Source organism: Limimaricola soesokkakensis (assembly GCF_900172345.1).
Taxonomy (GTDB): Bacteria; Pseudomonadota; Alphaproteobacteria; order Rhodobacterales; family Rhodobacteraceae; genus Limimaricola; species Limimaricola soesokkakensis.
This window is the reverse complement of the sequence record NZ_FWFY01000001.1, coordinates 350,378-376,354: the sequence shown is the minus strand read 5'-3', so window position 1 is coordinate 376,354 and position 25,977 is coordinate 350,378. Positions and strand designations below refer to the sequence as shown.

Below are 25,977 nucleotides of genomic sequence, written 5' to 3'. Positions count from 1 at the left end.
GGAGAGACTAGCGCGCTCATGCCGGATTGACCATGAAAATAACGTCCAGTCTTTGCCGCCACGAGGCTTGAGCCCGTGGCAGAAAAGCGGCAGGTGCCCAGTCATGAACAATATTCGGCAGATCAACACCCTGATCCTCGGGGCCGGCGCCGCCGGTCTTTTCGCGGCCATCCATGCGGGGGGCGACGCGCTGGTGATCGATCACGCCCGCAACCCCGGCGAGAAGATTCGCATTTCGGGCGGCGGCCGCTGCAACTTCACCAACCTGCGGACCGCGCCTGAATGTTTTCTCGGCGCGAATCCCCATTTCCACAAATCGGCGCTGGCGCGCTACACGGCTTGGGATTTCCTCGACCTGGTGCAGAAGCACGGCATCGCCTGGCATGAAAAGACGCTGGGCCAGCTGTTCTGCGACGGCAAGGCCACCCAGATCGTCGCCATGCTGCTGACCGAGATGCGCGAAGCCGGCGCCGAATTGTCGCTCGAGACATCGCTGGTCGAACTGTCCCGCGAGGAGAGCGGGTTCCGGGCGGTGATCGAACGCGCGGGCCAACGCGAGTCGATCCGCGCGGCCCGCGTCGTCGTGGCGACGGGCGGCAAGTCGATTCCCAAGATGGGCGCGACGGGTCTGGCCTACCGGATCGCCGAACAGTTCGGCCTGCCGCTGGCCGAAACGCGGCCGGGACTCGTGCCGCTGACCTTTCCCGACCGTTTCGCCGGGCTGTCCGGCGTGGCGCTACCAGTGCGCGCGCAGGCCGACGGCCCCGCCTTCGACGAGGCGCTGCTCTTCACCCATCGCGGCCTATCAGGCCCCGCGATCCTGCAGGCCTCCTCCTATTGGCGCGAGGGCGGCGAGATCCGCCTCGATCTCGCCCCTAGCGGCACGCTTGCCGAAAGCCTCCGCGCGGCGCGGCGCAGCGACGGGAAGAAGGCGTTGAAGACGGTTCTGGCGCAGCATCTGCCTGCGCGGCTGGTCGAGGCCTGGGTCACGGAGCATCCGATGCAGGGCAACATGGCGGACCAATCCGACCGTGCCATCGATGCGCTCTGCGAGGGCTTGCGGAATTGGCGGCTCACCCCCACCGGCACCGAGGGCTACCGCACGGCAGAGGTGACCCTGGGCGGTGTTTCGACCGATGCCCTGTCATCGAAGACGATGGAGGCCAAATCGGTGCCGGGGCTGCATTTCATCGGCGAATGCGTCGACGTCACCGGCTGGCTCGGCGGCTACAACTTTCAATGGGCCTGGGCGTCGGGCTTTGCTGCGGGGACGGCGATCGCGCAGGGCGGCTGAGCGCCCCGCGGCCCTTAGAGGAGCCCTCGGACGCAGGCTACGAAATCATCGCCGCGCTTCTCGAAGTTGTCGTACTGGTCGAAGCTCGCCGCCGCGGGCGCCAGCAGAACCACCTCGCCCGGCTCGGCCTCTTCCATGGCGCGCTTCACCGCGACCGCCATCGTGCCGCACACCTCCGCCTCGACGCCCGAGAGCTTCACCGCGAAGGCCTCGGCCTCGCGGCCGATCACATAGGCCTTGGCGACATGCGACAGGCCCTCGCCCAGCCCCGACAGGCCGCCCTCCTTCTCCAGCCCGCCACAGATCCAGCGGATGCGCGGAAAGGCCGCAAGGGCCTTGGCGGCTGCGTCGACATTGGTGGCCTTGCTGTCGTTGACGAAGGCCACGCCATCCTTTTCGGCCACGCGCTGCGAGCGATGCGGCAGGCCGGGATAGGAGCGCAGCGCCGCTTCGATGCCGCGCGGGCCGAGGCCAAGGCTGCGCGCCACGGCCCAAGCGGCGCAGGCGTTCTGGTGGTTATGCGCGCCCGGCAGACCGGGGATGTCGCGCAGATCGACCGAGGCCACCTGCCGCCCCTTGCGGTATTCGGCGAGAAAGCCCTTGCGCGCGAAGACGTTCCAGCCCGGACCGGTCAGCTTGCGCCCCGAGGAGATGGCGATGACGCGATCGTCGGCCATTCCCGTGGCGAGCTGATTGGCAAGGTATCGCCCCTCGTTCTCGTCGACGCCGATCACGGCGCGGTCCGGCCCGCCTTCGGAGAACAGTCGTCGCTTGGCGGCGAAGTAGCCGCCCGGCCCGGCATGCCGGTCGAGGTGATCGGGCGAGAGGTTGGTCAGCACCGCGATATCGGGGGTCAGGGCGCGCGCCAGCTCGGTCTGGTAGCTCGACAGCTCCAGCACCACCACCTCGCCGTCATGCGGCGGATCGAGGTCGAGCACGCCGCGGCCGATATTGCCGGCAAGCTGCGCCGGCCGGCCGTTCTCGGTGAGGATGTGGTGGATCAGCGCCGAAGTGGTCGATTTGCCGTTCGAGCCGGTAACGGCGACGATGCGCGGCATCGTGTCGAACTGGTCGAAGCCCTCGGCGGCGAAGCTGCGGAAGAACAGGCCAATGTCGTTGTCGACCGGCACCCCCGCCTCCCAGGCCGCGGCGATGGCGGCGTGCGGCGCCGGGTAAAGATGCGGGATGCCCGGCGAGGTGACGAGCAGCGACACGCCCTCGAAGGCGCTCGCGCGTGTCAGGTCGCGCAGCTCGATCCCCTCGGCTTCGGCCGCCTCGCGCCCAGAGGGGCCGTCATCCCAGGCGACGACCTGCGCACCGCCCGCCTTCAGCGCCGCCGCGGTTGCCCGGCCGGACCGGCCCAGCCCCAGCACCGCGACGGTCTGGCCCTCATGTCCGCGAACCGGGATCATAGCTCTCTCCGTGGAATGCGCCTCAGCGCAGCTTCAGCGTGGCGAGGCCGATCATCGCGAGGATCAGCGAGATGATCCAGAAGCGGATCACGATCTGCGGCTCGGACCAGCCCTTCTTCTCGTAATGGTGGTGGATCGGCGCCATCAGGAACACCCGGCGGCCGGTGCGCTTGAAGTAGAGCACTTGGATGATCACCGAGAGCGCCTCGACCACGAAGAGGCCGCCGACGACCGACAGCACGATCTCGTGCTTGGTCGCCACCGCGATGGCGCCGAGGCCACCACCCAGCGCGAGGCTGCCGGTGTCGCCCATGAAGACCGCCGCGGGCGGCGCGTTGTACCACAGGAAGCCCAGCCCGCCGCCGATCAGCCCCATGGTGAAGATCAGGATCTCGCCGGTGTCGGGTACGTAGTGGACGCCCAGATACTCGGTGAAGTCGGTTCGGCCCACCGCGTAGGCGATGACGCCGAAGGCTCCGGCGGCGATCATCACCGGCATGATCGCGAGTCCGTCGAGACCGTCCGTCAGGTTCACCGCGTTGGCGGCGCCGACGATCACCACCATGGCAAAGGGTACGAACAGAATGCCGAGGTTGAGCAGCATCTCGTTATAGACCGGAAAGGCGAGCTGGTTGGTGAGGTTGTCGGGATGGTACATCGCCGCCCACCAGCCCGCGAGACCGGCGATGGCGAAGCCGATCAGCAGCCGCAGCTTGCCCGAGACGCCGTCCGTGTTCTGCTTGCGAACCTTCGCGTAATCATCGGCGAAACCGATCATCGCGAAGCCCAGCGTCACGAAGAGCACCATCAGCACGTAGGGGTTGTCGAGCCGCGCCCAGAGCAGCGTCGAGGTCATCACCGCGCCGACGATCAGGAGCCCGCCCATGGTCGGCGTGCCTGCCTTGACGAAATGCCCCTCCGGCCCGTCGGTGCGGATCGGCTGACCCTTGCCTTGGGTGCGGCGCAGCACGTTGATCAGCGGCGGCCCGAACAGGAACCCGAACAGCAGCGACGTGAGGAAGGCCCCGCCGGCACGGAAGGTGATGTAGCGAAACAAGTTGAAGAAGTCGCCGCCGTCGGACAGCAGCGTCAGCAGATAGAGCATGGGCCTCAGGCCTCCTTGTCGCCGGAGAGGGTCCGTTGCCCCAGTTTGCGGATCGCGTCAACAAGACGGCTGACATGGCTGCCCTTGGAGCCCTTGACCAGCACGACATCGCCGGAATCGACCAGCCGCGCGGTTTCGGGGATCAACTCCTCGACCTTCTCGACCCAACGACCGCGCTGCGCATCGGGCAGCGCCTCGTGCAGCGCGCGCATTCTCGGGCCCACGCAATGCACGGTCCTGAGCGCCGCCATGGACGGATCGGCGGCCATCTCGGCATGCATCTCGCGCTCGCGCGGGCCCAGCTCCAGCATGTCGCCGAGAATCGCGATGCGGCGACCGCGATGCACCCGGCCCACGCCGTCGCGGGTCTGCGCCGCAGCCAGCACCGCGAGCGCGGCCGAGAGCGAGGTCGGGTTGGCGTTGAAAGCGTCGTCGATCAGTTCCAGCGTCTCGCCGTCGCGGGCCGGGTCGAGCACCACGGTCTCGCGGGTCCCGCGTCCAGCCGGCGGCGCCCAGGCCGAGAGGTTGCAGATGGCGCGTGCACGGTCGGCGCCCAGTGCCTGTGCCACGGCAATGACGCCCAGCGCGTTGACCATGAAATGCCGCCCCTCGGTCGCGACCTTGAGCGACACCTCGGTGCGCCATAGCCGGGCCCGCCCCACCGTGACTCCGTCGCGCACATGCGCTTCCTTGAGGCGGTGGTGGTTGCTGACGCCGTTGCCGAAACCGATGATCCGCGCCCCGGCGGCACGGGCCGCGGCGCGCAGGATCGGGCTGGTCGGCAGGTCGCCATTGACCACGGCGCAGCCGCCCGGCTCCAGCCCCTCGAAGATCGCGGCCTTTTCACGCGCGATCCCCTCGACATTCTCGAAGGCCTCGAGATGGACGGCGGCGACGGTCGTGATCATCGCCACGTGCGGCCGTGCCATGCGCGCCAGCGGCGCGATCTCGCCGGGGTGGTTCATGCCGATCTCGATCACCGCGAAATCGGTGTCGGCAGGCATCCGCGCCAGTGTCAGCGGCACGCCCCAATGGTTGTTGTAGCTCGCCTCGGCCGCATGGACCCGTCCCTGCCCCTCAAGGGCCGCGCGCAGCATCTCCTTGGTCGAGGTCTTGCCGACCGAACCGGTGATCGCGGCGACGCGGGCCCGGGTACGGGCACGACCCGCGATGCCGAGCCGCTCCAGCGCCGGCAGCACCTCGTCGACGAGCAGGAGCGGCGCGTCTTCGGCCAGGCCCTCCGGAATGCGGCTCACCATCGCGGCCGCGGCACCCTTCTCGAGCGCCTGCGCCACGAAATCATGCCCGTCGCGCGCCGCCTCCAGCGCCACGAAGAGATCGCCGGGCTTTAGGGTGCGGGTATCGATCGAGACGCCAGTAGCGCTCCATCCCGTGGTGGCGCGCCCACCGGTCGCGGTGGCGGCGTCGGCTGCGGTCCAGAGCGTCATGCATGGCCCTCCAACGCGGCCACGGCGACCGAGGCCTGCTCGGCATCGTCGAAGGGCAGGATGTCGTCGCCGACGATCTGGCCGGTCTCGTGGCCCTTGCCGCAGATCAGCAGCGCATCGCCCGGCCCCAGCGCATCGACACCGCGCAGGATCGCCTCGGCGCGGTCGCCGGTCTCGGTGATGCTCTCGGCGCCGCCCACCACGCCGCGCGCGCCCGCCATCACGGCGGCGCGAATCGCTGCGGGATCCTCGCTCCGGGGGTTGTCGTCGGTGACGATCACCGCTTCGGCATTGTGAGCGGCGGCCGCGCCCATCAGCGGTCGCTTGGTACGATCGCGGTCACCGCCCGCGCCGACGATGGCGATGATCCGTCCCATCACATGCGGGCGCAGAGCCTTGAGCGCCGTCTCCACCGCATCCGGCGTATGCGCGTAATCCACGAAGACGGTGCCGCCATTGCCGCGCTGGGCGGCGAGCTGCATCCGGCCGCGCACCGTAGTGAGCTCCGGCAGCGACCGGAATACCTCGTCGGGGTCTTCGCCCGCACCAATGACAAGAGCGGCGGCCAAAAGCACATTCTCGGCCTGGAAACCGCCGACGAGATCGAGCCGGCACATCCGGGCCGTGCCCTGCCAAGCAAAACGCAGCTCCTGCCCGGTGGCGTCGAAACGTTGCGCCAGAAGCCTGAGCCGCGCCCCCTCGGCACGACCGACCCCGATCACCTCCTGGCCGCGCGCAGCGCAGCGTCGGGCGATCTCGGCACCCTTGGGATCATCGAGATTGACCGCAACCACGCCCTCATCGGGCAGCACCCGGTCGAACAGCGCCAGCTTGGCCTCGAAATAGGCCTCGAAGCTGTGGTGATAATCGAGATGGTCCTGGCTGAAATTGGTGAAGCCCGCCGCGGCCGGGATCACCCCGTCGAGTCGGTGCTGATCAAGCCCGTGGCTGGAGGCTTCCATCGCCACGTGGGTCACGCCTTCGCGCGCGGCCTGAGCCAGCGCGCGGTGCAGGGTGATCGGCTCGGGCGTCGTGTGCTTGAGCGGGTGGGTCCATGCCCCCTCGACCCCCGTGGTGCCGAGATTGACGGCGCGGCGGCCCATCGCGACCCAGATCTGGCGTGCAAATGTAGAAACGGAGGTCTTGCCGTTGGTGCCGGTGACGGCAACGATGGTTTCCGGCGTCGGGCCGAACCACAGTGCAGCGGCGCGCGCCAGCGCCTGTCGCGGCTCCTCGGCCACGATCAGCGCCACCTCGCTGCCCGACAGGGCGGGCGCGGCGATGCGGGCACCTTCGGCATCGGTAAGAATCGCGACAGCGCCCTTTTCGAGCGCAACTTCGACGAAGCCTGCCCCATGCGCGACGCTGCCCGGCAGCGCCGCGAAGAGATGACCCGGCCGCACCTCGCGGCTATCCACCGAAAGCCCGGTCAGGCGCGCCTCGCGGCCGCCTTGCGCCGTCAGCCCCAATTCGGCCAGCGTGGCCTGTTTGCCGTCCATGTCAGCCCCTCGCCGCCCTAGTTCGCGGCCAGCGATATACCCTCATAGGGCGCACCTTCAACCTGCGGCCGGAGCCCCAGCAGCGGTGCCGTACGCCGGATCATCTCGGCGGCCACCGGTACGGCGGTCCAGCCGGCGGTGCGGCGCGGGATCGAACCCGTGGTTTCCACCGGTTCGTCGAAGGTCACCACGAAGACGTATTTCGGATCGGTGGCCGGGAACATGCCGGCGAAGGTGGAGATCACCTTGTCCTTGTAATAGCCGCCGCCGTTTTCCTTGGGCTTGTCGGCGGTGCCGGTCTTGCCACCGACCTCGTAGCCTTCGACATCGCCCAGACTCGCGGTGCCGCGGCTGACCACGGCGCGCAGCATGGCGCGGGTCGCGGCGGCGGTCTGCTCGCTGACCACCCGCTCCCCGGGAGCACGGTTGGCCTTGTGCAGCAGCGTCGGCGTAACCTTGAGACCGCCATTGGCCAGTGTCGCGTAGCCGGCGGCGAGATGCAGCGGCGTGACCGAGAGGCCGTGGCCATAGGAGATGGTCATGGTCGAGATCTCGGACCATTGCGCCGGCAGCAGGGGCTTGCCGGTGGGCGCTTCGATCATCTCAACCGCCGTGGGTTCGAGCATGCCGAGCTCTCCCAGGAATTCCCGTTGCTTCTCCGCGCCGAACATCAGCGCGATGCGCGAGGTGCCGATGTTGGAGCTCTCGACGATCACGTCGGTGGCCGAGAGCTGCGGGCCGTAGTCGTGGAAGTCGCGGATTCGGAACCGGCCCCAAGTCATCGGACCCTTGGTGTCGATCATGGTCGAGGGCTGGATCAGGCCCATCTCGAGCCCCTGCGCCACGGCGAAGATCTTGAACACCGAGCCCAGTTCGTAGACGCCCTGCACCATGCGGTTGAAGAGCGGGCTGTCGGCGGGCGAGCCTTTGGTCAGCGGCCGGGGCCGGTTGTTCGGGTCGAAGTCTGGCAGGCTCGCCATGGCGACGATCTCACCGGTCTTGGCCTCCATCAGCACCGCCGCCGCCCCGCGCGCGTTGAGCAGATTCATGCCGCCCAGCAGGACCTCTTCAACCGCAGATTGCACGGTAAGGTCGAGAGACAGCCTGAGCGGAGCCCCCTCATTGGCAGGATCGCGCAAATAGGCATCGAATCGGCGTTCCACCCCCGCAACGCCGATCACCTCGGCCGATGAGACCCCTTCGCGGCCATAGCTGGCGCCGCCCAGGATATGCGCGGCGATCGGCCCGTTTGGATAGATCCGCATTTCGCGCGGACCGAACAACAGGCCCGGATCGCCGATGTCATGCACCGCCTGGCGCTGCTCGGGGCTGATCTGCTTGCGGATCCACATGAACTTGCGCGGGCCGGTGAAATCCTCGAGCAACTCCTGCTCGTCGAGTTCCGGGAAGATCCGCACCAGTTCGGCCGCCGAGCGAACCGGGTCGACCATCTGCGGCGGCTGCGCATAGAGCGCGTAGGTATCGAGATTGGTGGCGAGGATCCGACCCTTGCGATCGGTAATGTCGGCACGCTGGGCAATGATCGGGTTGCCGGAGGCGGACGCGCGGGGTTCCTCGGCAGGCGCGCCTGCCATGCCCCCCATCTTCAAGCCGATGGCCCCAAAGGCAAGGAAGAAGCAGCCGCCCAACACCAACAGCCGGCCCTCGGCGCGCGAACGGGCACGGTCGCGGTTTTCCTCGTGACGCAGTCGCAGGTTCTCGCGCTCGATCGCGTCGGGATTTTCGCCGCGCTCGCGCGCCTTGAGGATTCGCGCCAGCGGGCGCAACGGCCGTCTGATCACAGCGGTTCCTCATCGGTGTTCATGAAGGCCGAAGACACCTCGACCGGGTTCATGATCGGCGGCAGCATCTCGGGCGGAAAGCCGACCTGTTCGATCTGGCCGAAGGCCTCGGGGCGCAGCGGCAGCAGACCCAGCCGGTCGAAGTTCAGGTCGGCGAGGTCGCGTAGCCGGTCGGGACGGTTGAGATAGGCCCATTCGGCGTTGAGCATGCCCAGACGGGCATGTGCCGCGCCGATCCGCGCATAGAGCTGGCGCACCTCGCGCAGGCTCTGCTGCGTGCTGTAATTCTCCTGATAGGCCCAGAAGCCCAAGGCGACGACGGCCAGCGCCGACAGCACGTAGATCACGCCCCTCATCGACGTTTCTCCCCTTTGTCCAGAATAGGCATGCCCAGCGCGGCCGGATCGGCCCGCCCCGCCGGGGCTGTGGTGCGCCGCGCCACCCTGAGCCGCGCCGAGCGAGCGCGCGGGTTGGCGGCAAGTTCCTCGTCGTCGGGCCCGGCGGCCTTGCGCCCGACCAGTTCGAAGGCCGGCGGCGGCCCCTCGACCTCGGGGGCGAAGCGGTTGGCGTTGCCGGTGGCACCGGCGCGCAGCTGCATGAAGCGTTTGACCATGCGGTCCTCGACCGAGTGGAAGGTCACCACGCCCAGCAGCCCCCCGGGCTTCAGCGCCCGCTCGGCCGCGGCGAGCCCTTCGTAGAGCTCGTCATATTCCTCGTTCACCGCGATGCGCAGCGCCTGGAAGCTACGGGTCGCCGGATTGGACTGGCCCGGCTTCTGGCGTGGCAGGCATCGCGCGATGATCTCGGCCAGTTGCAGCGTCGTGGTGACGGGGCGCGCAGCGACGATGGCGCGGGCGATGCGGCGGCTCTGCCGCTCCTCGCCATAGAGGAACAGGATCCGCGCGAGATGCGCCTCGTCCGCCTCGTTGACGATATCGGCGGCCGAGGGACCGGTGGTGCCCATGCGCATGTCGAGCGGGCCGTCCTTCTGGAAGGAGAATCCGCGCTCGGGCTGGTCGATCTGCATCGAGGAGACGCCGAGATCGAGCACGACGCCGTCGAGCGGCTCGCCCGCGAGTTGATCGAGTTGAGAGAATCGCCCCTCGCGCATCTGCAGCCGGTCACCATATTGCCCGGCCCAAGCCTTGGCCATCTCGAAGGTCGAGGGATCGCGATCCACCGCGAATACCTTGTCGGCGCCGGCATCGAGCAGCGCCCGCGTATAGCCGCCCGCACCGAAAGTGCCGTCGAGCCAGACCCCCTGGATCGGCTGCAGCGCCGCGATCAGCGGCCGCAGCAATACCGGCACATGAGGCGCATCAACCATGGTTCAGAGCCCTTCCACGAGGCTGAGCGGGTCGAAGCCCTCGGGCTGTTCCTCGAGCCAGTCGGTGACCTCCTGGCCCACGGTCTGCTCGAATGTGTCGGCTTTCCAGATCTCGAAATAGTCGCCGACGCCCATGAACAGAACCTCGCCCTGCTCCAGCCCCAGCTTGCGACGCTGGCGGATCGGCATGACGATCCGGCCGTCGCGGTCGACCTCGAGCTTCATCGACTGGCCAAGATAGAGCCGGCTGACCATCTGCTTTTGCTTGGAGCCGGCGGGCATGGCCCGGATCTGGGCCGCGATACGGTCGAATTCCTCGACCGAATAGACCCGCAGGTTGTCCTTAAGATGGTCACCGAACTGCAGGTAAAGCTTGGGAGAAAGTCCCTCGGTCCAATCCGGATCACCGGCTTCGAGCACGCGGCGGAAGTCGGCCGGGATGGACATGCGCCCTTTCCCGTCGATCTTCTGCGGATACTCTCCGGTGAAACCCAGCACGCGTATCGAGACCCTTGCCCATGCCCGCCCAGGTCAGAGACCTCGTGATACGAAAACGGCGGACCGAGCTGCTGCCACTGCTCGATCCGCCGCATCGTCCCGTTTCCGGGATGTCCGATCGCGCGCGCCACCTGGGGGGATGTCTGCTCGCTCGCGCGCCGGATCTCTTGTTAGAAAACAGCGGGTTGCCTGTATGAACCTGCTAATTTTTTGCCGATGGGGTCTTGGTGCCCCTAGTCCGTTTGTCCACCGTTTCCTTGGCCACAGGGATGCCATGGGAATTCATGGGAGGCAACAAATTTCAGGTCTAAAATGCCGGTTCGAGGGACGGTCTTTACCCCCCGCTCCCTAAAAATTCCGCCGATTTCGTCGAAAAACCACACGATCTAGAGATCATGCCGATGCAAATACAAGATATTGCGATTTGAGATTGTGACCTAAAATCCTCGCCTTTCCAAAAGAGCGGCGCGGTTCGCTTAGCGGCATCCCGCGCAGGGATCGGCAAAAAGCCCCACATTCTCAACAGAGTCGCCTAAGTTGTGGATAAGACCGGGGATAACCCTACCAACCTGCCCGAATCGACAGGCTCGATTCGAATAACGGCCCAGAGGTTCCATGAGTTCCCGGCCCGAGATCCCATGAGATCCCGGACCGGGGCGCGATCAGGCCATGCCGCCTGCGATCAGCCCATGTGCGATCTTGGCATAGGCCTCGGACATGGCCCCTTCGCCGGCCGCCACAGGTGTCCCCGCATCGCCCGCAAGACGCGTGTCGAGATCGATGGGCAAGCTACCCAACAGAGGCACGCCCAGCCGCTCGGCCTCGAGCCCCACACCGCCATGGCCGAAGATATGCGCCTCGTGGCCGCATTGCGGGCATATATAAAGAGACATGTTCTCTATCAGGCCCAGCACCGGGGTCTTGAGCGTCTTGAACATGTCGATCGCCTTGCGGGCATCGAGCAGCGCCACGTCCTGCGGCGTCGACACCACGAGCGCGCCGGTCAGATGCGTGCGCTGGCACAATGTAAGCTGCACGTCGCCGGTGCCGGGCGGCAGGTCGACGATCAGCACGTCGAGCTCGCCCCAGGCCACCTGGCCGATCAATTGCTGCAGCGCCCCCATCAGCATCGGGCCGCGCCAGACCACCGCCTTGTCGGGGTCCACCATAAGCCCGATCGACATCATGGTGACGCCATGTGCATGCAGCGGCTCGATGGTTTTGCCGTCCGGCGAGCCGGGGCGCTTGTTCACCCCCATCATGCGTGGCTGCGAGGGGCCGTAGATGTCGGCGTCGAGCAACCCGACGCGCCGCCCTTGGCGCGCCAGCGCCACGGCGAGATTCGAGGCGACGGTCGATTTGCCCACGCCGCCCTTGCCAGATCCCACCGCGAGAATGCGGTCGACGCCGGCGACCCGCTGCGGCCCGGTCTGACCGGGGGCCTGCGGCGTCGGATGACGACCGATCTTGAGCGAGGGCGCCTCGCCCTGCGGCGCCTGCTTCGCAGCGGGGCTCGCCGGACCATGCGCCGTCAGCAGAACGCTGACATGGTCGACGCCGGGAAGCGCCGCCACCGCGGCCTCGGCCGCCCGGCGGACCGGCTCCATGCCACGCGCGGCGTCGGAATCGGAAGCCTCGATGACGAACCGCACATGGCCGCCATCGATTCCAATGGCGCGGACCATGTCGCGCGTCACCAGATCGCCGCCACCGGGCAGCCCGATGCGGCGCAATTCGTCGAGGATTTGGTCACGCGTCACTGTCATCTCGGTTCCGTTTCCTATGTTCCATCAGGGCCCTGCCCGATTGTCGCGCAAGACTCGTGCTTTGCCGCCCAATGCGCAAGCAGCCACGAAAAAGCTGACGTGACGCTAAGGAAGACCATGTTTTCATGAAATTTTTACCATGCGCTCGCTGCATAGCAGCATTGTCGTTCCGAGGGATTGTGCATCCGCAGCACGTGGCTATTTTGATCCTCGAAGACGCAATACGGCGCCTTCGACGACCGGTCCCGAGATCTGGGATCGACCAGAACTGAGCAGACCGGCCCGCCGATTGGGCCCCGAATGAAAGAGGTATGCGACATGGCATACACGACCGAAACCCGCAGCGCCGGCCTGGGCCAGCGCATCGCCGCCTTCCGCGCCACTCTGGCCGACCGTGTGGCGAAGAACAAGATCTATCGCTCGACTTACAACGAGCTGCAGGCGCTGAGCGATCGCGATCTGGCCGATCTCGGCCTGAGCCGTTCGATGATCAAGCGCGTGGCGATCGAGGCCGCCGAGGCCAAGTAAAAGTTTCCCAGTTCCCGACCGGTTCCTCCTCCTCCCTGAACCGGTCGCGAGCCGCGGTCCCGCCCCTCCTCCTCCCTGGGTGGCCCGCAACGAGGCGACGGCATCTTCCTCCTCCCTGATGCCGTCGCCTTGAAGAACGACAGAGTTACGGGCCGCCCCCTCCTCCTCCCTGGGGCGTGCACGTAGATCAGACCGGCAGGGTCCTCCTCCTCCCTGACCCGGCCGGTCGCACACCACGGGCGCTTCTCCTCCTCCCTTAGAGCGCACGCGGACCATAGAGCGGCGGGGCTTCCTCCTCCCTGCCCCGTCGCTCGCAGGAATTCACGGATACGGGCCGCCCCCTCCTCCTCCCTGGGGCGCGCACGTAGATCAGACCGGCAGGGTCCTCCTCCTCCCTGACCCAGCCGGTCGCACACCACGGGCGCTTCTCCTCCTCCCTTGGAGCGCACGCGGATCAGAGCGACGGGACTTCCTCCTCCCTGTCCCGTCGCTCGCGAAATTCGAATACGGGCCGTTCCCTCCTCCTCCCTGGAACGGCGCGCATCAGACCGGCGGGGTCCTCCTCCTCCCTGACCCCGCCGGTCGCACAGGATACGGATGCCCCTCCTCCCAAAACGGCATTCGTTGCATAGACCGGCCGGGCCCTCCTCCTCTCTGGTTCGTGCCGGTCGACCGAGACGGTAGCGGGTTCTCCTCCTCCTCCCTGAGGATCCGCCGACCGGAACAGACGGCGGCGCCCCTCGTCCCTGGGCGTCGCCGTTTCTCGTTTTGGGCCTTTCCATTCCCCGCGACGCGTGCAGATTGACGGCATGACCTCGCTCGCGCTCCTGCCCGCCCTGATGGGCTTCGCCCTCGTGACCCTGTTCACGCCGGGGCCGAACAACTTCATGCTGATGGCCTCGGGCGCCAATTTTGGGCTTCGCCGCTCGGTACCGCACATGGCGGGCGTGGCGCTGGGATTTGCCGGCATGGCCGGACTCGTAGGCCTCGGGCTGGCACGGGTGTTCGAGCTGTGGCCCGCGCTGACCACGGTGCTGCGGATCGCCTCGATCGGCTTCCTGCTATGGCTGGCCTGGAAGATCGCCACTGCGGCGCCGAAATCGGCCGACGCGCCCGAGACCGAAGGCCGCCCCCTCACCTTCCTGCAGGCGGCGGCGTTCCAGTGGGTAAACCCCAAGGCCTGGGCGATGTCGGTGACGGCGACCAGCGCCTATGTCGGGGATGCCGGGCTCTGGGGTGTGGCGATGGTGGTGGCGGTCTTCGCCGCGATGGGCACGGTTTCGGCTGGGCTATGGACCGTGCTCGGGACTTCGCTGCGGCGCCTGCTGTCGCGGCCCCGCCGTCTCAGGATCTTCAACGTCACGATGGCGGCGCTGCTGGTCGCCACCCTCTGGCCGATCCTCGCGGCGCTCTGACGAGAAACGCCGGAGACCTGTCTGGCCCCCGGCGTCGCAGTCGTTTCCGTCGGCGTGAGCCTCAGACCTCAGCCTTCGGCATAGGCCTGCATCACCTCGTCGGAAGCGTCGACATTGGTGGTGACGGTCTGCACGTCGTCGTCATCCTCGAGCGTCTCGACCAGCTTCATCAGCTTCGCGAATTCCTCGGCGCCGAGCGGCGTGCGGTTCTGCGGCTTCCAGATCAGCTTGGTGGTCTCGCTCTCGCCGAGCGATGCCTCAAGGGCCGTCGCCACCTCGTTGAGATCGGTGTCGGCGCAATAGATCCAATGGCCGTCCTCGTCGCTCTCGACATCCTCGGCACCGGCTTCGATCGCGGCCATCATCACCGAGTCGGCGTCGCCGACTTCGGGCTTGTAGAAGATCTCGCCCTTGCGATCGAACATGAAGGACACCGAGCCGGTCTCGCCGAGATTGCCGCCGCTCTTGCCGAAGGTCGAGCGCACGTTCGAGGCGGTTCGGTTGCGGTTGTCGGTCATCGCCTCGACGATGACGGCGACGCCGCCGGGACCGTAGCCCTCGTAGCGGATCTCGTCATAGCTCTCGGCGTCACCGCCCTGCGACTTCTTGATGGCGCGGTCGATCACGTCCTTGGGGACCGAGACCGACTTGGCCTCCTTCACGGCCATGCGCAGGCGCGGGTTCTTGTCAGGATCGGGATCGCCCATCTTGGCGGCGACAGTGATCTCCTTGGAGAGCTTCGAGAACAGCTTGGAGCGCGCGGCGTCCTGCCGCCCCTTGCGGTGCTGGATGTTGGCCCATTTGGAATGGCCGGCCATGGCGGGGCTCCTGTCGTGATATGCGAAAGTCCGGGTCTCTATATGCCAGCCCCTGCAAAGGGGGCAAGCGGGCACTCAGAGCGGAAAGAACAGAGGGATCACCAAAGAGGCGGTGAGCGCGGTCAGCACGTTCAGCGGCACGCCGATCTTCAGGAAATCAGAGAACTTGTAGCCCCCCGGTCCGTAGACCAGCGTGTTGGTCTGATAGCCGATCGGTGTCGCGAAGGCGGCCGAAGCGCCGAACATCACCGCCACGATCAGCGGCCGCGGATCGACGCCCAAAGCCTGCGCCAGACCGATTGCCACCGGCGTCAGGATCACCGCCACGGCGTTGTTCGACACGATCTCGGTCAGCACGGAAGCCAACAGATAGACCACCAGCACCAGCGCCCAGCTCGGCAGATGCATGAGACTGGGTGTCAGCCAGTCGACCAGCAGCGACACCGCGCCGGAATGGTCGAGCCCCGCTCCCACTGCCAGCATCCCGAAGATCAGCGCCAGCAAGCGCCCGTCGATGAAGCCGAACGCCTCGTCGGCATCGATGCAGCGGGTCAGCAGCACCACCGCCACGCCGATGAAGCTCATCACCGCGATGTTGGCGACACCGATAGCCGAGAGGCCAACGATGGCAAAAAGCACCGCGATCACGATCGGTGCATGGCTGCGACGATACGCACGCTCGGTCGGCTGGGCGACATTGACAAGGTTCATGTCGGTGGCAAGCCGCTGGATATCGGCCATCGCGCCTTCGAGCAGCAGCGTATCGCCGACCCGCACCACAAGATCGTCGATCTGACGGCCGATGTTCTTGTCCCGGCGATGCACCGCGAGGGTATAGACGCCGTAGCGGCGGCGCAGGCGCAGATCGCCGAGCTTGCGGCCCACCATGCGGCAGTCGGGCGTGATCAGCACCTCGACCGTGGTGGTTTCCACCGCCGACACCTGATCGACCCGGCGCAGGCTCTTGTTGGCCTGAAGTGACAGGAGTTCGGTCATCGCGGTCCGCAGCACCACCCGATCGCCTACCTCGAGCGTGACGCCGGTGAGGTTGCGCCTGAGCGAGGCGTCGCCGCGCACCACGTCGATCAGCCGCACGCCGTCGCGCTTGAACAGCTGCACATCGGTGACCTCGCGGCCGATCAGGTTGCTGTCGGGCGGGATCACCGCCTCTGTGAAGAAGCGCATCTTCGACTTGCCCGAAAGTAGCCCCGCCATGGAATCGCGGTCGGGCAACAACTTGCGGCCGATCAGCCCCAGATAGGCCACCGCCACACCGGCCATGAGAAGCCCGGCGCCGGTGATCTCGAAGATGCCGAAAGGCTCCATGCCGGCGGCCTGTACCACACCATCGACTAGCAGGTTGGTCGAGGTACCGATCAGTGTCAGCATGCCGCCGAAGATGGCGAAGTAGCTCAGCGGGATCAGCAGCTTCGAAGGCTGATGCCCCATCTGCGCCGAAAGCCGCACGAAGATCGGGATCATCACCACCACGATCGGCGTGTTGTTGACGAAGGCCGACATGGCGAGCACGGTGAAGGTGAGCGTGATCAGCGTCGTCTTGGGGCGTTTTTCGACATGACGGGCGGCTTGGGCCGAGATCCAGTCGAGCGCGCCGGTCCGCACGAGGGCACCCACCACCACGAAAAGCGCCGCGATGGTCCATGGGGCCGGGTTGGCGAAGACTCCGATGGCGGCGGCCTCGGGCAGGATGCCCAGCACCAGCATCGTGATGGCGCCGGTGATCGCCACCACCTCGACGGGATAGATCTCGCGCAGGAACGCTAGGAACATGGCCAGCACGATCAGCATCGCGGCGATCGCTTCGGCCTCGGACGACAGGGAAATGCCGAGCATCGTCAAAACCTTCCGGGGCGGCCGCGTGTCACGGCCGGAACTCTACTATGGCCAATGGCCGAAATCTCACGCGGGGCCCGTCTGCGACAACCGGCCGCCCTGTCGCACCATCTCCACCCGCGAGGCGAGGCCAGTGCGGTCGTCGGTCTCGACATAGAGGCCGCACAGGGTGACCTCCTCCATCGCCGGGGTGAAGCGCCCGCCCGGCATGCCGGTGACGAAGCGCCTAAGCGGCTCGTCCTTCTGCATGCCGATGACGCTGTCGTAATCGCCGCACATGCCGGCATCCGACTGGAATGCCGTTCCGCGTGGCAGGATCGTCGCATCCGCCGTGGGTACATGGGTATGGGTGCCCACCACGATCGAGGCGCGACCGTCACAGAAATGGCCGACGCCCATCTTCTCGCTGGTCGCCTCGCAATGGATGTCGATCAGGCTCGCCGCGACCGCGCCACCCGGCGGGTGCGCCTTGAGCACCGGCTCCAGCGCCGAGAAGGGATCGTCATAGGGGCGGCTCATGAAGACCTGCCCCAGAACCTGCGCCACCAGCACCTTGCGGCCCCGCGTCGCCTCGAACACCCGTGCGCCGGTGCCGGGGGCGGATTTGGAGTAGTTCAGCGGCCGGATGATGCGCGGCTCGGCCTCGCAGAACCGGAGCATGTCCTTCTGGTCGAAGGCGTGATCGCCCAGCGTGATGACGTCGGCGCCCGCTTCGAGAAGGCCCTTGGCATGCTCGGTCGAGAGACCACGCCCGCCGGTGGCGTTCTCGCCGTTGACCACCACGAAATCGAGCCGCCAGTCGCGGCGCAGCCCCGGGAGCCGCTCCGCCACGGCCTGTCGGCCACCGCGACCCATCACGTCGCCAAGGAACAATATTCTCATCCCGCCGGTGTTAGGGCGGCCATTTGCAAAGGGCAAGCGAAGCGTCGCCACCATGCGATGTCACGTTGCGATGCCGCGCGAACCGCCTGATCCGGCGGCAGGGGCCGTGGCGAAACGCCCGTTCCGCCAGCCCGGCTCAGCCCGGCACGACGATTCCGGTTTCGGTCACGATCAGGTCCAGCGGTTGGTCCGTGGGTTCGACCGGAATTTCATCCGCTTCCTGCGCGGCGAAGGCAAAACCCACCGCCGTGACCGGGCCCGCGGCCCGCAGCCGTTCAAGCGTCCGGTCGTAGAAACCGCCGCCATAGCCGAGCCTGTGCCCCTGCCGGTCGAAGGCCACCAGCGGCACGATGACGATCTCGGGCGTGATCCACTCACCCGCCACCGGGACATGGGCGCCGAAATGCCCCTCTTCGAGCGCGCAGCCCGGGGTCCATTCGCGAAACCGTAGCGGTCGCCCCGCCCCTTCAATCACCGGCACGCCGATGCGCGCTCGGGCGGCGGCAGCCTCCATGGCGGGCAGCGGGTCGATCTCGCTGCGCATCGGCATGTAGCCCGCGATCGGTCGGGCCGGATGTTCCAGCAGCCAGCGCGTCAGGTGTTCGGCCTGGGTGCTGGCGGAACGGTGCGCCAATTCGCGGCGCAGAAACGCCGCCTCACGCGCGGCCTTCTTGCGGGCAGCAAGGCCTGTGATGCCGCTCACAGCAGGATCACCGAGGCGAGGCCGAGGAAGGCGAAGAAGCCCACCACGTCCGTGACCGTGGTCACGAAGGTGCCCGAGGCCAGCGCCGGATCGATGCCGAAGCGGTCGAGCACGACCGGCACGACCACACCCGACAGCCCCGCCACCACGAGGTTGATCACCATGGCCACGGCGATCACTGCGCCGAGCATCGGCGAGCCGAACCAGACGAGGCCGACGATCCCCATCACCACCGCGAAGGCCAATCCGTTGATCAGCCCCACCGCCACCTCGCGCCGGATCACCCGCCATACGTTCGAGGTGGTCAGGTCGCGCGTTGCGATGGCACGCACCGCGACGGTGAGCGACTGGGTGCCCGCATTGCCGCCCATCGAAGCGACGATCGGCATCAGCACTGCGAGGGCCACGAGACCGGCGATGGTCTCCTCGAACAGAGAGATGACCAGCGAGGCGATGATCGCCGTGCCGAGATTCACCGCGAGCCATGGCAGCCGCTGCTTGGTGGTTTCGCGCACCGAATCCGACAGCTCGCTCTCGCCGCCGACGCCGGCGAGGCGCAGGATGTCCTCCTCGTGTTCCTCGTCGAGCACGTTCATCGCGTCGTCGATGGTGATCACGCCGACCAACCGGTCGTCGTCATCCACGACCGGCGCCGAGATCAGGTGATACTGGTTGAAGGCGTAAGCCACCGCGCCCTCGTCATCCTCGATATGAAAGGTACGGAAGCTTTCCTCTGTGATGTCGCGCAGTGGCGTCGAGCGAGGCTTGGACAGGAGCCGCCCGATCTGCACGTAGCCCACGGGCTTCATGCGCGGATCGACCAGCATCACGTGGTAGAACTGGTCCGGCAGCGTATCCGAGCGGCGCAGGAAATCGATCGCCTCGCCCACGGTCCAGTGCTCTGGCGCGCGCACCACCTCGACCTGCATCAGGCGGCCGGCGGATTCCTCCGGGTAGGCCAGCGCCTTTTCGACCGCGATCCGGTCGGTGGCGGCGAGCGCGTCGAGCACGGCGGCCTGCTGATCCTCGTCGAGATACTCGACGAGGTCGACCACGTCATCGGATTCGAGCTCGCGGACCGCCTCGGCCAGCTCCGTCGGCGCGAGCGATTGGATGATCTCTTCGCGAAGGTTGTCGTCGAGTTCCGAGAGGATCTCGCCATCCATCCCGCCCTTCCAAAGGGCCAGCAGCGCGCGGCGATCGCGCGCGTCGATCTGCTCCAGCAGGTCGGCGATGTCGGCGGGGTGGAGCGGCTCGAAGATCGTGTCGAGCCGCGCCGCATCGCCGGCCTCGACCGCGTCGAGCACCTCGTCGAAGAGCCGCGCCGGAAGTCCGAAATCGTCCTCGTCGCTGTCCGGCTCGTGGCTTTCGATCTGGTCGTCCATGGCATCTCCCGGTGTTGGCGCGGACCATAATGGATGTTCGCGCAACGGCAACCGGAGCGCAGGGCACCGGCCGATTTACCTGCGCGCGCGCCGCTCCTATCCTTCGCCCATGACACAGACATTGCACCTGGGCCAGACCCTGAACTTCACCGGCGATCCCTTCATCGAAGGTCCTGCCGCCGCCACCCATTCAAGCCGCGGCGCGGTGCTGGTCGAGGGTGGCCAAGTCGTCGCTACCGGCGAGGCCGACACGTTGCGTGCGCGGCATGGCGAGGCGGAGGTGATCGATCACGGCGAGGGGCTGATCCTGCCGGGCTTCGTCGATGCGCATATGCATTATCCCCAGACCGCGATGATCGCGAGTTGGGGCAAGCGGCTGATCGACTGGCTCAACAGCTATACCTTTCCTGAGGAGGGCAAGTTCGCCGACCGCGCCTATGCCGACGAAGTCGCTGGCCGCACGCTCGACCTCGCCATCGCCAACGGCACCACGACGCTCACGAGCTTCTGCACGATCCATCCCGGCAGCGTCGATGCCTTCTTCGAGGCAGCCGAGGCGCGCGGCATGGCGGCCTTCGCGGGGAAGACCTGCATGGACCGCAACGCACCCGACTTCCTGCGGGACGATGCGCGTTCGGCCCATGACGACAGCAAGGCGCTGATCGCACGCTGGCACAACGTAGGCCGCGCCCGCTATGTCATCACGCCGCGCTTTTCGCCCACCTCGACGCCCGAGCAGCTCGACGCGCTGGGCGCGCTCTGGGCCGAACATCCGACCTGCCTGATGCAGACGCACCTGTCCGAGCAGGTGGACGAAATCGAATGGGTGAAGGGCCTGTACCCGGAGGCGCGCGACTATCTCGACACCTACGAGGCGCACGGTCTCTTGGGCGAACGCGGTCTCTACGGCCACGCCATCCACTTGGAGCCGCGCGAGGCCGACCGCCTGCGCGAAATCGGGGCCGGGCTCGTGCATTGCCCGACATCGAACACCTTCATCGGCTCGGGCATCTTCGACATGGCCGCGCGGGTGGCCGAGGGGCAGCGGATCGGGCTGGCCTCGGATACGGGTGGCGGTTCGTCCTTCTCGATGCTGCGGGTGATGGGTGCCGCCTATGAACTGGGCCAGCTCAGGCGCAACCCGATCCACCCCGCGCAGCTCCTGTGGCTCGCCACCGAGGGCTCGGCCAAGGTACTGCATGCTGAAGGCGAGATTGGCCGCCTCGCGCCCGGCGCAGCTGCCGACATGATCGTGCTGGATCTCGCCTCGACGCCCGGAATCGCGCAGCGCTCGGCGCTAGCCTCGGACATCTGGGAGGCGCTGTTCCCGACGATCATGATGGGGGACGACCGCGCGATCACCGCCACCTATGTGGCGGGCCAGCGCATGAAGGGCTAGTACCCGCTTCTGGAAGCTGCGCGCCACGGCGAGATCACCTTTGCCACGGTGCGCAGCGGCCTGATGACTTTGTTCCTGAGATACGCAAATCCTGCCATTGCCGGCCGCGCACCGCTCAGCCGGTTTGGCGCAGCAGTTCCAGCGCCTCGGCGTGAATGCCTGCATTGGCGGCGGCAATGACGCGCCCGCCCTCATGCGCTGGGCCGCCCTGCCAGTTGGTGACGACACCGCCCGCAGCCTCGATCACCGCGATGGGGGCGCAGATGTCATAGCTGTTAAGCCCGGCCTCGATCACCAGGTCGACCTGCCCTAGCGCCACCAAGGCATAGGCGTAGCAATCCATGCCATAGCGCGTCAGCCGGGCCTTTCGGCTCACGGCTTCGAAGCCCGCCTGCTCGGCCGGGCTCCCGATTTCGGGAAAGGTGGTCATCACGATCGCCTCGGGAAGCGCGCGGGACGCACAGGTCGCAAGACGGCTTTCACCCAACGGCCCGTCGAGACGCGCGATGCCGAAGCCCCCCTCGAAACGCTCGCCGATATAGGGCTGGTCGATCACTCCGAAGATCGGCCCGTGCTCGTCGCGAACCGAGATCAGAACGCCCCATGTCGGGGTTCCGGCAATATAGGCGCGGGTGCCGTCGATCGGGTCGAGCACCCAGGTCAGTCCGCTGGTCCCGGACTTGGCGCCGTATTCCTCGCCGAGGATCGCGTCCGCGGGACGGCGTTGCGCCAAGATTGCCCGCATGGCGCGTTCGGCCGCGCGGTCGGCTTCGGTGACCGGGTCGAAACCGACCCCGTCGCCGGTCTTGTCATCGACGCCGATGCCCTGCCGGAAATGGCGCAGCGTTTCGGGCCGCGCGGCATCGGCCAAGGCATGGGCCGTGGCAACGATGTCGCGGATGAGATCGGGTGAGTATGTGCCGGTCATGAAGCGCCCATCCTGCTCGGACGGATCGGCCGCCCGACGGCGGCGGTAGCGCGCGGACGGCGCCCCGGTCAAGACCGGGGACCGTCCTCCGACGGGTGCTTTCAGGCGGCGTCGCTCAGCACGCGGGCCAGGTCGAACAGGCGGCGGCGCTGCTGTTCAGGGATCGCGTAATAGGACCGCAGCAGTTCCAGCGCCTCGCGGTCGGCCATCACGTCGCCGGGCATGTCGCCGGGCCGGGCCTCGGGCTCCGCCGCGTCCATGCCCTCGAAGAAGAAGGACACCGGCACGCCGAGCGCGTGGGCGATGTCCCACAAACGCGAAGCGCTGACGCGGTTCATGCCGGTTTCGTATTTCTGGATCTGCTGGAACTTGATGCCAACCTTCTCGGCCAGCTGCTGCTGGGTCGTGCCATTCATCCAACGGCGATGACGGATGCGCTTGCCAACATGGACGTCAACGGGATGCTTCATCGGCTGTCCTTCTTAACCTTCTGCGCCCAAATGCGGTACTCGACCGGACGCTGCGCGTTGCAAATGTTTTTCGGGCACGCATGCCCATCAGTATATATCCATTTAGACACGCATCGGTTGCAAAGGTCATCATGGCTTTTTGGTCATGACCCGGGTCAAATGGACAGTGAAACTGTCCGGAAGGTCAGGACAGATGAGCAAACCCGCGTTTCCTTTGGCGAATCGTGGCTGAGTAGCGCGGGATCGGTCCATGAACGCGTCTTGAACCGGGCGCTGACGATCAGGGGCCGCCAAACTGACCCGGGAAGCCGTCCACGGCACGGCTCGTTCCCGCGCTTCCTAGCGCGCATCGGCGCCGCGATCAGTGGCCTTCGACCCTTATTACCACACAGCGGCGCCAACGGCGTCAGGCTTGAAAAGCGTCGCCCGATCCCCAATATCGGAACCGAGCAGTTTTTCTTCTGACCGGAGGTCTCAATGGCTGAATTCAATACGATCCGCGCGACGGCCGGGGCCCGCTCCGCTCGGATCGACGAAGGGCTTCGCGCCCACATGAACAAGGTCTACGGCACCATGTCCGTGGGCATGCTGATCACCGCTGCGGCGGCATGGGCTATTTCGGGTCTGGCGACCACGACCGACCCGGCGCTCGCGGCCGCGCAGATCGGCACTGGCAAGTATCTGACCAGCTTCGGCGCCGCGATCTATGCTTCGCCGCTGAAATGGCTGATCATGTTCGCGCCGCTGCTGTTCGTCTTCGGCTTCTCCGCCGGCATGAACCGCATGTCGGCCGCTACCGCGCAGGTCGTCTTCTACGCCTTCGCCGCGGTGATGGGCCTGTCGCTGAGCTCGATCTTCCTCGTCTTCACCGGCGTCTCGATCATTCAGGTGTTCCTGATCACCGCCATCGCCTTCGCGGGGCTGTCGCTTTACGGCTATACCACGAAGAAGGACCTGTCGGGTTTCGGCACCTTCCTGATCATGGGCGTGATCGGCCTGATCGTGGCCTCGATCGTGAACATCTTCCTCGCCTCCTCGGCGGTGGCTTTCGCGATCTCGGTGCTGGGCGTGCTGATCTTCGCCGGCCTGACCGCCTATGACACGCAGAACATCAAGAACATCTACGTGAGCCACGCGGCCCACGGTGACAGCGAGTGGCTGGGCAAGGCCGCCATCATGGGCGCGCTGCAGCTCTACCTCGACTTCATCAACATGTTCATGTTCCTGCTGCAGCTTTTCGGCAATCGCGAATAAATTTCAGGACAGATGACATCGATCCAGGGGTCGGCGGCAACGCCGGCCCTTTTTCCATGTGAGGCTATTTGTCCGGCAATTGGGCTTTCACGCACCAGGCCCGCGCCGGCAGGCGGATCGGTCCGCCATGGTCGAGCCGCTGCGCCAACGCGCCGCGCAGCCGCGCCCGCGCATCGGGGTCGAGACCGTCGAGGTACCGCTTCGCCGTGCTGGGTGCCTGGGTGAAGGGACGCCAGTAGGCCTCGAAATCCTCGTGCTCGCTCATCGTGTCGATCTGCCCGATCGCCGGTTCAAGCCCGACGGCGCGGCAGGCCCGATCGAGACCGGCGAAGTCGCATTTGGCAAAGCGGTGCCTTTCTGACGACCGCTCCGCCTCGGGATCGACAGACATGGCCGCCTGCCAAAACGCATCCAGCATGCCCATGCCGCCGGAGGGGTAATCCCAGACATAGAACCCCAGCAGGCCGCCGGGGCGCAGCACCCGGCGCATCTCGGCCAGTGCCGCTTCCATAGATGTTGCGAAGTTGACGAAAAGCCCGGACACGGCAACGTCGCGACTCTCCGCCGGCAATGGCAGTTGGAGCGCGTCGCCACGCTCGATGCTGAGGCGGGCGTCGGAGAAACGATGATGCAGATGCGCGACGAAGCTCTCCGACCCCTCGACCGCAAGCAGGTGCCGGGGCGCCGAGCGTTCGAGGATCGCGGCGGTCAGGACGCCGGTCCCGGCACCGATATCGATCCAGTCGCCTCCGGTGGGCGCCTTGAGCCAATCCAGGAACCGATCGGCGACGGGGCGACTCCAGCGCCCCATGAACAACTCGTAGGCCTCGGCTTCGGCCCGCGCGACAATCCCGTCCATGGCGCACCCCTCCACGATCTCCCTCGCCCTATCTTATCATGATCGGGCACGTGGCGCTGCATCGCGGTTCGCCGTGCGGGTGGGTCACCTGCCCCGTCGCGTGGCCAAGGGCACGCGTCCGGGAGGATGCGAGTGCGCTGGCCGGGGTGATCGTCGTCTCACCCCGCCCGCTACGCTACTTGCCCATCTTCGAAAGCTTGGACTGCAGCTCGGCAAGCTGCTTCTTGATGTCGTCGAGGTTGTCGTCTTCCTTTTCCGGCTTGGGACCGGTGGAGCCCATCATGCCCCCGGTCATCGCCTTGAAGAAGGCCTGCTGCTGTGCGCGCATCGCCTCGAAGCCGGGCATCTGCCCCATCGGCGAAACCTTGGTCATGTTCTCCATGAGCTTCGACTGCCCGTCGCGCAGCATCTCGAACGAGGCGGCGAGGAACTGCGGCACCACGGAGCTGGCCTGGCTGGTATAGCTGCGCACCAGATCCGTCAGCACATCGACCGGCAGCACGCTTTCGCCCCGGCTTTCGTGTTCTGCGATGATCTGCAGCAGGTATTGGCGGGTCAGGTCGTCGCCGGATTTGAGATCGACGATCTGCACCTCGCGGCCCGCGCGGATGAAGCCCGCGATATCCTCGAGCGTGACGTAGTCGCTGGTTTCGGTGTTGTAGAGCCGCCGGCTGGCATATCGCTTGATCAGAAGCGGTTTCGTGGTTTCGGCCATCTCTTTCCCCCCGGCATGATGCACTGCAGCAAAGCCTAGGACGGTGTTTCGCAAAAAGAAAGGGCGGGCTGTCGATGACAGCCCGCCCGCCGCGGCGTGGGAGGAGCGCCGCAGTGCGGCTTACTTCGAGGCCGCCTGAGCGGTCTGCGAAGAGGCCTTGCGGGTCGCGGCCTGAGCATCGGCGCCGGCCTTCTTGGCGGCAGCGGTCATGTCGTCGCTCATGTCCTTGCCGGCCGAAAGCATCAGCTCGAGGGTCTCGGTCTGCAGCTTCTTCGCGATTTCCGCGAAGGCGGCCATGTGCTCGGACGCGGCTTCGGCGGAGGACGAGGCGAAGTCGCTCATCGCCTTGGCGTAATCGGCGGGCTCCGACTTGGCGCGGGTCACTTCGCCGAACTTGGCGAGCGTGTCCTGAGCCCACTTGGCCGAAAGCTCGGTCGATTTCTGCGCCGCTTCGAGATTGGCGGCAGAAAGCTTCTCGGCAAGCGCGGATTGGTTCTTGAACATCTCTTCCATGTTCTTGGTGTCGACGGGGAAGGAGCCCATCATGTCTTTGAAGATCGCGGTGAAGTCTTGCGTATTGGCCATCAGAAGTCCCTTTCTGGTCGCTGCGGCAGCA

Annotated in this window: 25 protein-coding genes; 6 read left to right on the top strand and 19 right to left on the bottom strand. The window is 66.6% G+C overall.

Features of this window, described 5'->3' with window-relative positions; all coding sequences use genetic code 11:
* Positions 1 to 103: 103 nt before the first annotated feature.
* A complete protein-coding gene (locus LOS8367_RS01770; RefSeq protein WP_085894721.1) occupies positions 104 to 1,294 on the top strand; it encodes a BaiN/RdsA family NAD(P)/FAD-dependent oxidoreductase in 1,191 nt (396 codons plus the stop codon).
* 14 nt (positions 1,295 to 1,308) lie between these two features.
* Here LOS8367_RS01770 and murD read toward each other — a convergent pair whose 3' ends face one another.
* The 9 genes from murD to LOS8367_RS01725 form a co-directional block, all read right to left on the bottom strand.
* Positions 1,309 to 2,706 (bottom strand): UDP-N-acetylmuramoyl-L-alanine--D-glutamate ligase, encoded by a 1,398-nt coding sequence (gene murD / locus LOS8367_RS01765; RefSeq protein ID WP_085894720.1) that lies wholly within the window; start codon positions 2,704 to 2,706, stop codon positions 1,309 to 1,311.
* A gap of 22 nt (positions 2,707 to 2,728) precedes the next feature.
* The gene (gene mraY / locus LOS8367_RS01760) at positions 2,729 to 3,811 is read right to left on the bottom strand and encodes a phospho-N-acetylmuramoyl-pentapeptide-transferase (protein ID WP_085894719.1); all 1,083 of its coding nucleotides are present in this window, start codon (positions 3,809 to 3,811) and stop codon (positions 2,729 to 2,731) included.
* Between the two features lie 5 nt (positions 3,812 to 3,816).
* Positions 3,817 to 5,259 carry a UDP-N-acetylmuramoyl-tripeptide--D-alanyl-D-alanine ligase gene (locus tag LOS8367_RS01755; protein WP_085894718.1) on the bottom strand — a complete coding sequence of 481 codons (1,443 nt, stop codon included), beginning with the start codon at positions 5,257 to 5,259 and terminating at the stop codon, positions 3,817 to 3,819.
* Complete coding sequence (locus LOS8367_RS01750; protein WP_085894717.1) at positions 5,256 to 6,758, bottom strand: UDP-N-acetylmuramoyl-L-alanyl-D-glutamate--2,6-diaminopimelate ligase; 1,503 nt, start codon at positions 6,756 to 6,758, stop codon at positions 5,256 to 5,258. Before LOS8367_RS01750 ends, LOS8367_RS01755 begins: the two co-directional genes overlap by 4 nt.
* Positions 6,759 to 6,775: 17 nt before the next feature.
* Positions 6,776 to 8,560: a peptidoglycan D,D-transpeptidase FtsI family protein gene (locus LOS8367_RS01745; protein WP_085894716.1), complete on the bottom strand. Its 1,785-nt coding sequence runs from the start codon at positions 8,558 to 8,560 to the stop codon at positions 6,776 to 6,778.
* Positions 8,557 to 8,916, bottom strand: a complete 360-nt coding sequence (gene ftsL / locus LOS8367_RS01740) for a cell division protein FtsL (RefSeq protein ID WP_085894715.1) — start codon at positions 8,914 to 8,916, stop codon at positions 8,557 to 8,559. The genes LOS8367_RS01745 and ftsL overlap by 4 nt, the downstream gene beginning before the upstream one ends.
* Entirely contained in the window at positions 8,913 to 9,887 is a 975-nt protein-coding gene (rsmH, locus tag LOS8367_RS01735) for a 16S rRNA (cytosine(1402)-N(4))-methyltransferase RsmH (RefSeq protein ID WP_085894714.1), read from the bottom strand. Before rsmH ends, ftsL begins: the two co-directional genes overlap by 4 nt.
* Before the next feature lie 3 nt (positions 9,888 to 9,890).
* The gene (locus tag LOS8367_RS01730) at positions 9,891 to 10,385 is read right to left on the bottom strand and encodes a division/cell wall cluster transcriptional repressor MraZ (RefSeq protein ID WP_085894713.1); all 495 of its coding nucleotides are present in this window, start codon (positions 10,383 to 10,385) and stop codon (positions 9,891 to 9,893) included.
* 662 nt (positions 10,386 to 11,047) lie between these two features.
* Complete coding sequence (locus LOS8367_RS01725; protein ID WP_085894712.1) at positions 11,048 to 12,151, bottom strand: Mrp/NBP35 family ATP-binding protein; 1,104 nt, start codon at positions 12,149 to 12,151, stop codon at positions 11,048 to 11,050.
* Positions 12,152 to 12,469: 318 nt separating this feature from the next.
* On the opposite strand from LOS8367_RS01725, the gene LOS8367_RS01720 reads away from it, so the two are divergent.
* On the top strand, positions 12,470 to 12,679 hold the full coding sequence (locus LOS8367_RS01720; protein ID WP_085894711.1) for a DUF1127 domain-containing protein: 210 nt from the start codon (positions 12,470 to 12,472) through the stop codon (positions 12,677 to 12,679).
* Positions 12,680 to 13,488: 809 nt separating this feature from the next.
* Positions 13,489 to 14,094, top strand: a complete 606-nt coding sequence (locus LOS8367_RS01715; protein WP_085894710.1) for a LysE family translocator — start codon at positions 13,489 to 13,491, stop codon at positions 14,092 to 14,094.
* 68 nt (positions 14,095 to 14,162) lie between these two features.
* On the opposite strand, the gene LOS8367_RS01710 is transcribed toward LOS8367_RS01715, so the two are convergent.
* The 5 genes from LOS8367_RS01710 to mgtE all read right to left on the bottom strand — a co-directional run bounded on the left by LOS8367_RS01710 (position 14,163) and on the right by mgtE (position 19,736).
* Positions 14,163 to 14,912, bottom strand: a complete 750-nt coding sequence (locus tag LOS8367_RS01710) for a YebC/PmpR family DNA-binding transcriptional regulator (protein ID WP_085894709.1) — start codon at positions 14,910 to 14,912, stop codon at positions 14,163 to 14,165.
* A 75-nt stretch (positions 14,913 to 14,987) separates the two neighbouring features.
* Entirely contained in the window at positions 14,988 to 16,766 is a 1,779-nt protein-coding gene (locus LOS8367_RS01705; RefSeq protein WP_085894708.1) for an SLC13 family permease, read from the bottom strand.
* A 66-nt stretch (positions 16,767 to 16,832) separates the two neighbouring features.
* Entirely contained in the window at positions 16,833 to 17,648 is an 816-nt protein-coding gene (locus tag LOS8367_RS01700) for a TIGR00282 family metallophosphoesterase (protein ID WP_085894903.1), read from the bottom strand.
* Positions 17,649 to 17,784: 136 nt separating this feature from the next.
* On the bottom strand, positions 17,785 to 18,351 hold the full coding sequence (locus LOS8367_RS01695) for a 5-formyltetrahydrofolate cyclo-ligase (RefSeq protein ID WP_085894707.1): 567 nt from the start codon (positions 18,349 to 18,351) through the stop codon (positions 17,785 to 17,787).
* On the bottom strand, positions 18,348 to 19,736 hold the full coding sequence (gene mgtE, locus LOS8367_RS01690; RefSeq protein ID WP_085894706.1) for a magnesium transporter: 1,389 nt from the start codon (positions 19,734 to 19,736) through the stop codon (positions 18,348 to 18,350). Before mgtE ends, LOS8367_RS01695 begins: the two co-directional genes overlap by 4 nt.
* Positions 19,737 to 19,845: 109 nt before the next feature.
* Here mgtE and guaD point away from each other — a divergent pair, with 109 nt between their 5' ends.
* Positions 19,846 to 21,135, top strand: a complete 1,290-nt coding sequence (gene guaD, locus LOS8367_RS01685; protein WP_085894705.1) for a guanine deaminase — start codon at positions 19,846 to 19,848, stop codon at positions 21,133 to 21,135.
* 115 nt (positions 21,136 to 21,250) lie between these two features.
* On the opposite strand, the gene hisN is transcribed toward guaD, so the two are convergent.
* Together hisN and LOS8367_RS01675 are read right to left on the bottom strand one after the other, a co-directional pair.
* Positions 21,251 to 22,063, bottom strand: a complete 813-nt coding sequence (gene hisN, locus LOS8367_RS01680; RefSeq protein WP_085894902.1) for a histidinol-phosphatase — start codon at positions 22,061 to 22,063, stop codon at positions 21,251 to 21,253.
* A 101-nt stretch (positions 22,064 to 22,164) separates the two neighbouring features.
* The gene (locus LOS8367_RS01675) at positions 22,165 to 22,533 is read right to left on the bottom strand and encodes a helix-turn-helix domain-containing protein (protein WP_085894704.1); all 369 of its coding nucleotides are present in this window, start codon (positions 22,531 to 22,533) and stop codon (positions 22,165 to 22,167) included.
* Positions 22,534 to 22,692: 159 nt separating this feature from the next.
* On the opposite strand from LOS8367_RS01675, the gene LOS8367_RS18965 reads away from it, so the two are divergent.
* Together LOS8367_RS18965 and LOS8367_RS01670 are read left to right on the top strand one after the other, a co-directional pair.
* Positions 22,693 to 22,998, top strand: coding sequence for a hypothetical protein (locus tag LOS8367_RS18965; protein ID WP_133166681.1), 306 nt, complete (start codon positions 22,693 to 22,695; stop codon positions 22,996 to 22,998).
* 12 nt (positions 22,999 to 23,010) lie between these two features.
* Positions 23,011 to 23,787: a Bax inhibitor-1/YccA family protein gene (locus LOS8367_RS01670; RefSeq protein WP_085894703.1), complete on the top strand. Its 777-nt coding sequence runs from the start codon at positions 23,011 to 23,013 to the stop codon at positions 23,785 to 23,787.
* A 64-nt stretch (positions 23,788 to 23,851) separates the two neighbouring features.
* On the opposite strand, the gene LOS8367_RS01665 is transcribed toward LOS8367_RS01670, so the two are convergent.
* The 3 genes from LOS8367_RS01665 to LOS8367_RS01655 form a co-directional block, all read right to left on the bottom strand.
* A complete protein-coding gene (locus LOS8367_RS01665; protein ID WP_085894702.1) occupies positions 23,852 to 24,646 on the bottom strand; it encodes a class I SAM-dependent methyltransferase in 795 nt (264 codons plus the stop codon).
* Between the two features lie 175 nt (positions 24,647 to 24,821).
* Positions 24,822 to 25,361, bottom strand: a complete 540-nt coding sequence (phaR, locus tag LOS8367_RS01660) for a polyhydroxyalkanoate synthesis repressor PhaR (RefSeq protein ID WP_085894701.1) — start codon at positions 25,359 to 25,361, stop codon at positions 24,822 to 24,824.
* A 120-nt stretch (positions 25,362 to 25,481) separates the two neighbouring features.
* Positions 25,482 to 25,946 (bottom strand): phasin family protein, encoded by a 465-nt coding sequence (locus tag LOS8367_RS01655; RefSeq protein WP_085894700.1) that lies wholly within the window; start codon positions 25,944 to 25,946, stop codon positions 25,482 to 25,484.
* Positions 25,947 to 25,977: the final 31 nt, after the last annotated feature.

Excerpts from the sequence above, each read along its gene's own strand:
- LOS8367_RS01770 (WP_085894721.1), top strand. The coding sequence starts at position 104 with ATGAACAATATTCGGCAGATCAACACCCTGATCCTCGGGGCCGGCGCC.
- murD (WP_085894720.1), bottom strand. The coding sequence starts at position 2,706 with ATGATCCCGGTTCGCGGACATGAGGGCCAGACCGTCGCGGTGCTGGGG.
- mraY (WP_085894719.1), bottom strand. The coding sequence starts at position 3,811 with ATGCTCTATCTGCTGACGCTGCTGTCCGACGGCGGCGACTTCTTCAAC.
- LOS8367_RS01755 (WP_085894718.1), bottom strand. The coding sequence starts at position 5,259 with ATGACGCTCTGGACCGCAGCCGACGCCGCCACCGCGACCGGTGGGCGC.
- LOS8367_RS01750 (WP_085894717.1), bottom strand. The coding sequence starts at position 6,758 with ATGGACGGCAAACAGGCCACGCTGGCCGAATTGGGGCTGACGGCGCAA.
- ftsL (WP_085894715.1), bottom strand. The coding sequence starts at position 8,916 with ATGAGGGGCGTGATCTACGTGCTGTCGGCGCTGGCCGTCGTCGCCTTG.
- rsmH (WP_085894714.1), bottom strand. The coding sequence starts at position 9,887 with ATGGTTGATGCGCCTCATGTGCCGGTATTGCTGCGGCCGCTGATCGCG.
- LOS8367_RS01725 (WP_085894712.1), bottom strand. The coding sequence starts at position 12,151 with ATGACAGTGACGCGTGACCAAATCCTCGACGAATTGCGCCGCATCGGG.
- LOS8367_RS01720 (WP_085894711.1), top strand. The coding sequence starts at position 12,470 with ATGGCATACACGACCGAAACCCGCAGCGCCGGCCTGGGCCAGCGCATC.
- LOS8367_RS01715 (WP_085894710.1), top strand. The coding sequence starts at position 13,489 with ATGACCTCGCTCGCGCTCCTGCCCGCCCTGATGGGCTTCGCCCTCGTG.
- LOS8367_RS01710 (WP_085894709.1), bottom strand. The coding sequence starts at position 14,912 with ATGGCCGGCCATTCCAAATGGGCCAACATCCAGCACCGCAAGGGGCGG.
- LOS8367_RS01705 (WP_085894708.1), bottom strand. The coding sequence starts at position 16,766 with ATGCTCGGCATTTCCCTGTCGTCCGAGGCCGAAGCGATCGCCGCGATG.
- LOS8367_RS01700 (WP_085894903.1), bottom strand. The coding sequence starts at position 17,648 with ATGAGAATATTGTTCCTTGGCGACGTGATGGGTCGCGGTGGCCGACAG.
- mgtE (WP_085894706.1), bottom strand. The coding sequence starts at position 19,736 with ATGGACGACCAGATCGAAAGCCACGAGCCGGACAGCGACGAGGACGAT.
- guaD (WP_085894705.1), top strand. The coding sequence starts at position 19,846 with ATGACACAGACATTGCACCTGGGCCAGACCCTGAACTTCACCGGCGAT.
- hisN (WP_085894902.1), bottom strand. The coding sequence starts at position 22,063 with ATGACCGGCACATACTCACCCGATCTCATCCGCGACATCGTTGCCACG.
- LOS8367_RS01675 (WP_085894704.1), bottom strand. The coding sequence starts at position 22,533 with ATGAAGCATCCCGTTGACGTCCATGTTGGCAAGCGCATCCGTCATCGC.
- LOS8367_RS18965 (WP_133166681.1), top strand. The coding sequence starts at position 22,693 with ATGGACAGTGAAACTGTCCGGAAGGTCAGGACAGATGAGCAAACCCGC.
- LOS8367_RS01670 (WP_085894703.1), top strand. The coding sequence starts at position 23,011 with ATGGCTGAATTCAATACGATCCGCGCGACGGCCGGGGCCCGCTCCGCT.
- LOS8367_RS01665 (WP_085894702.1), bottom strand. The coding sequence starts at position 24,646 with ATGGACGGGATTGTCGCGCGGGCCGAAGCCGAGGCCTACGAGTTGTTC.
- phaR (WP_085894701.1), bottom strand. The coding sequence starts at position 25,361 with ATGGCCGAAACCACGAAACCGCTTCTGATCAAGCGATATGCCAGCCGG.
- LOS8367_RS01655 (WP_085894700.1), bottom strand. The coding sequence starts at position 25,946 with ATGGCCAATACGCAAGACTTCACCGCGATCTTCAAAGACATGATGGGC.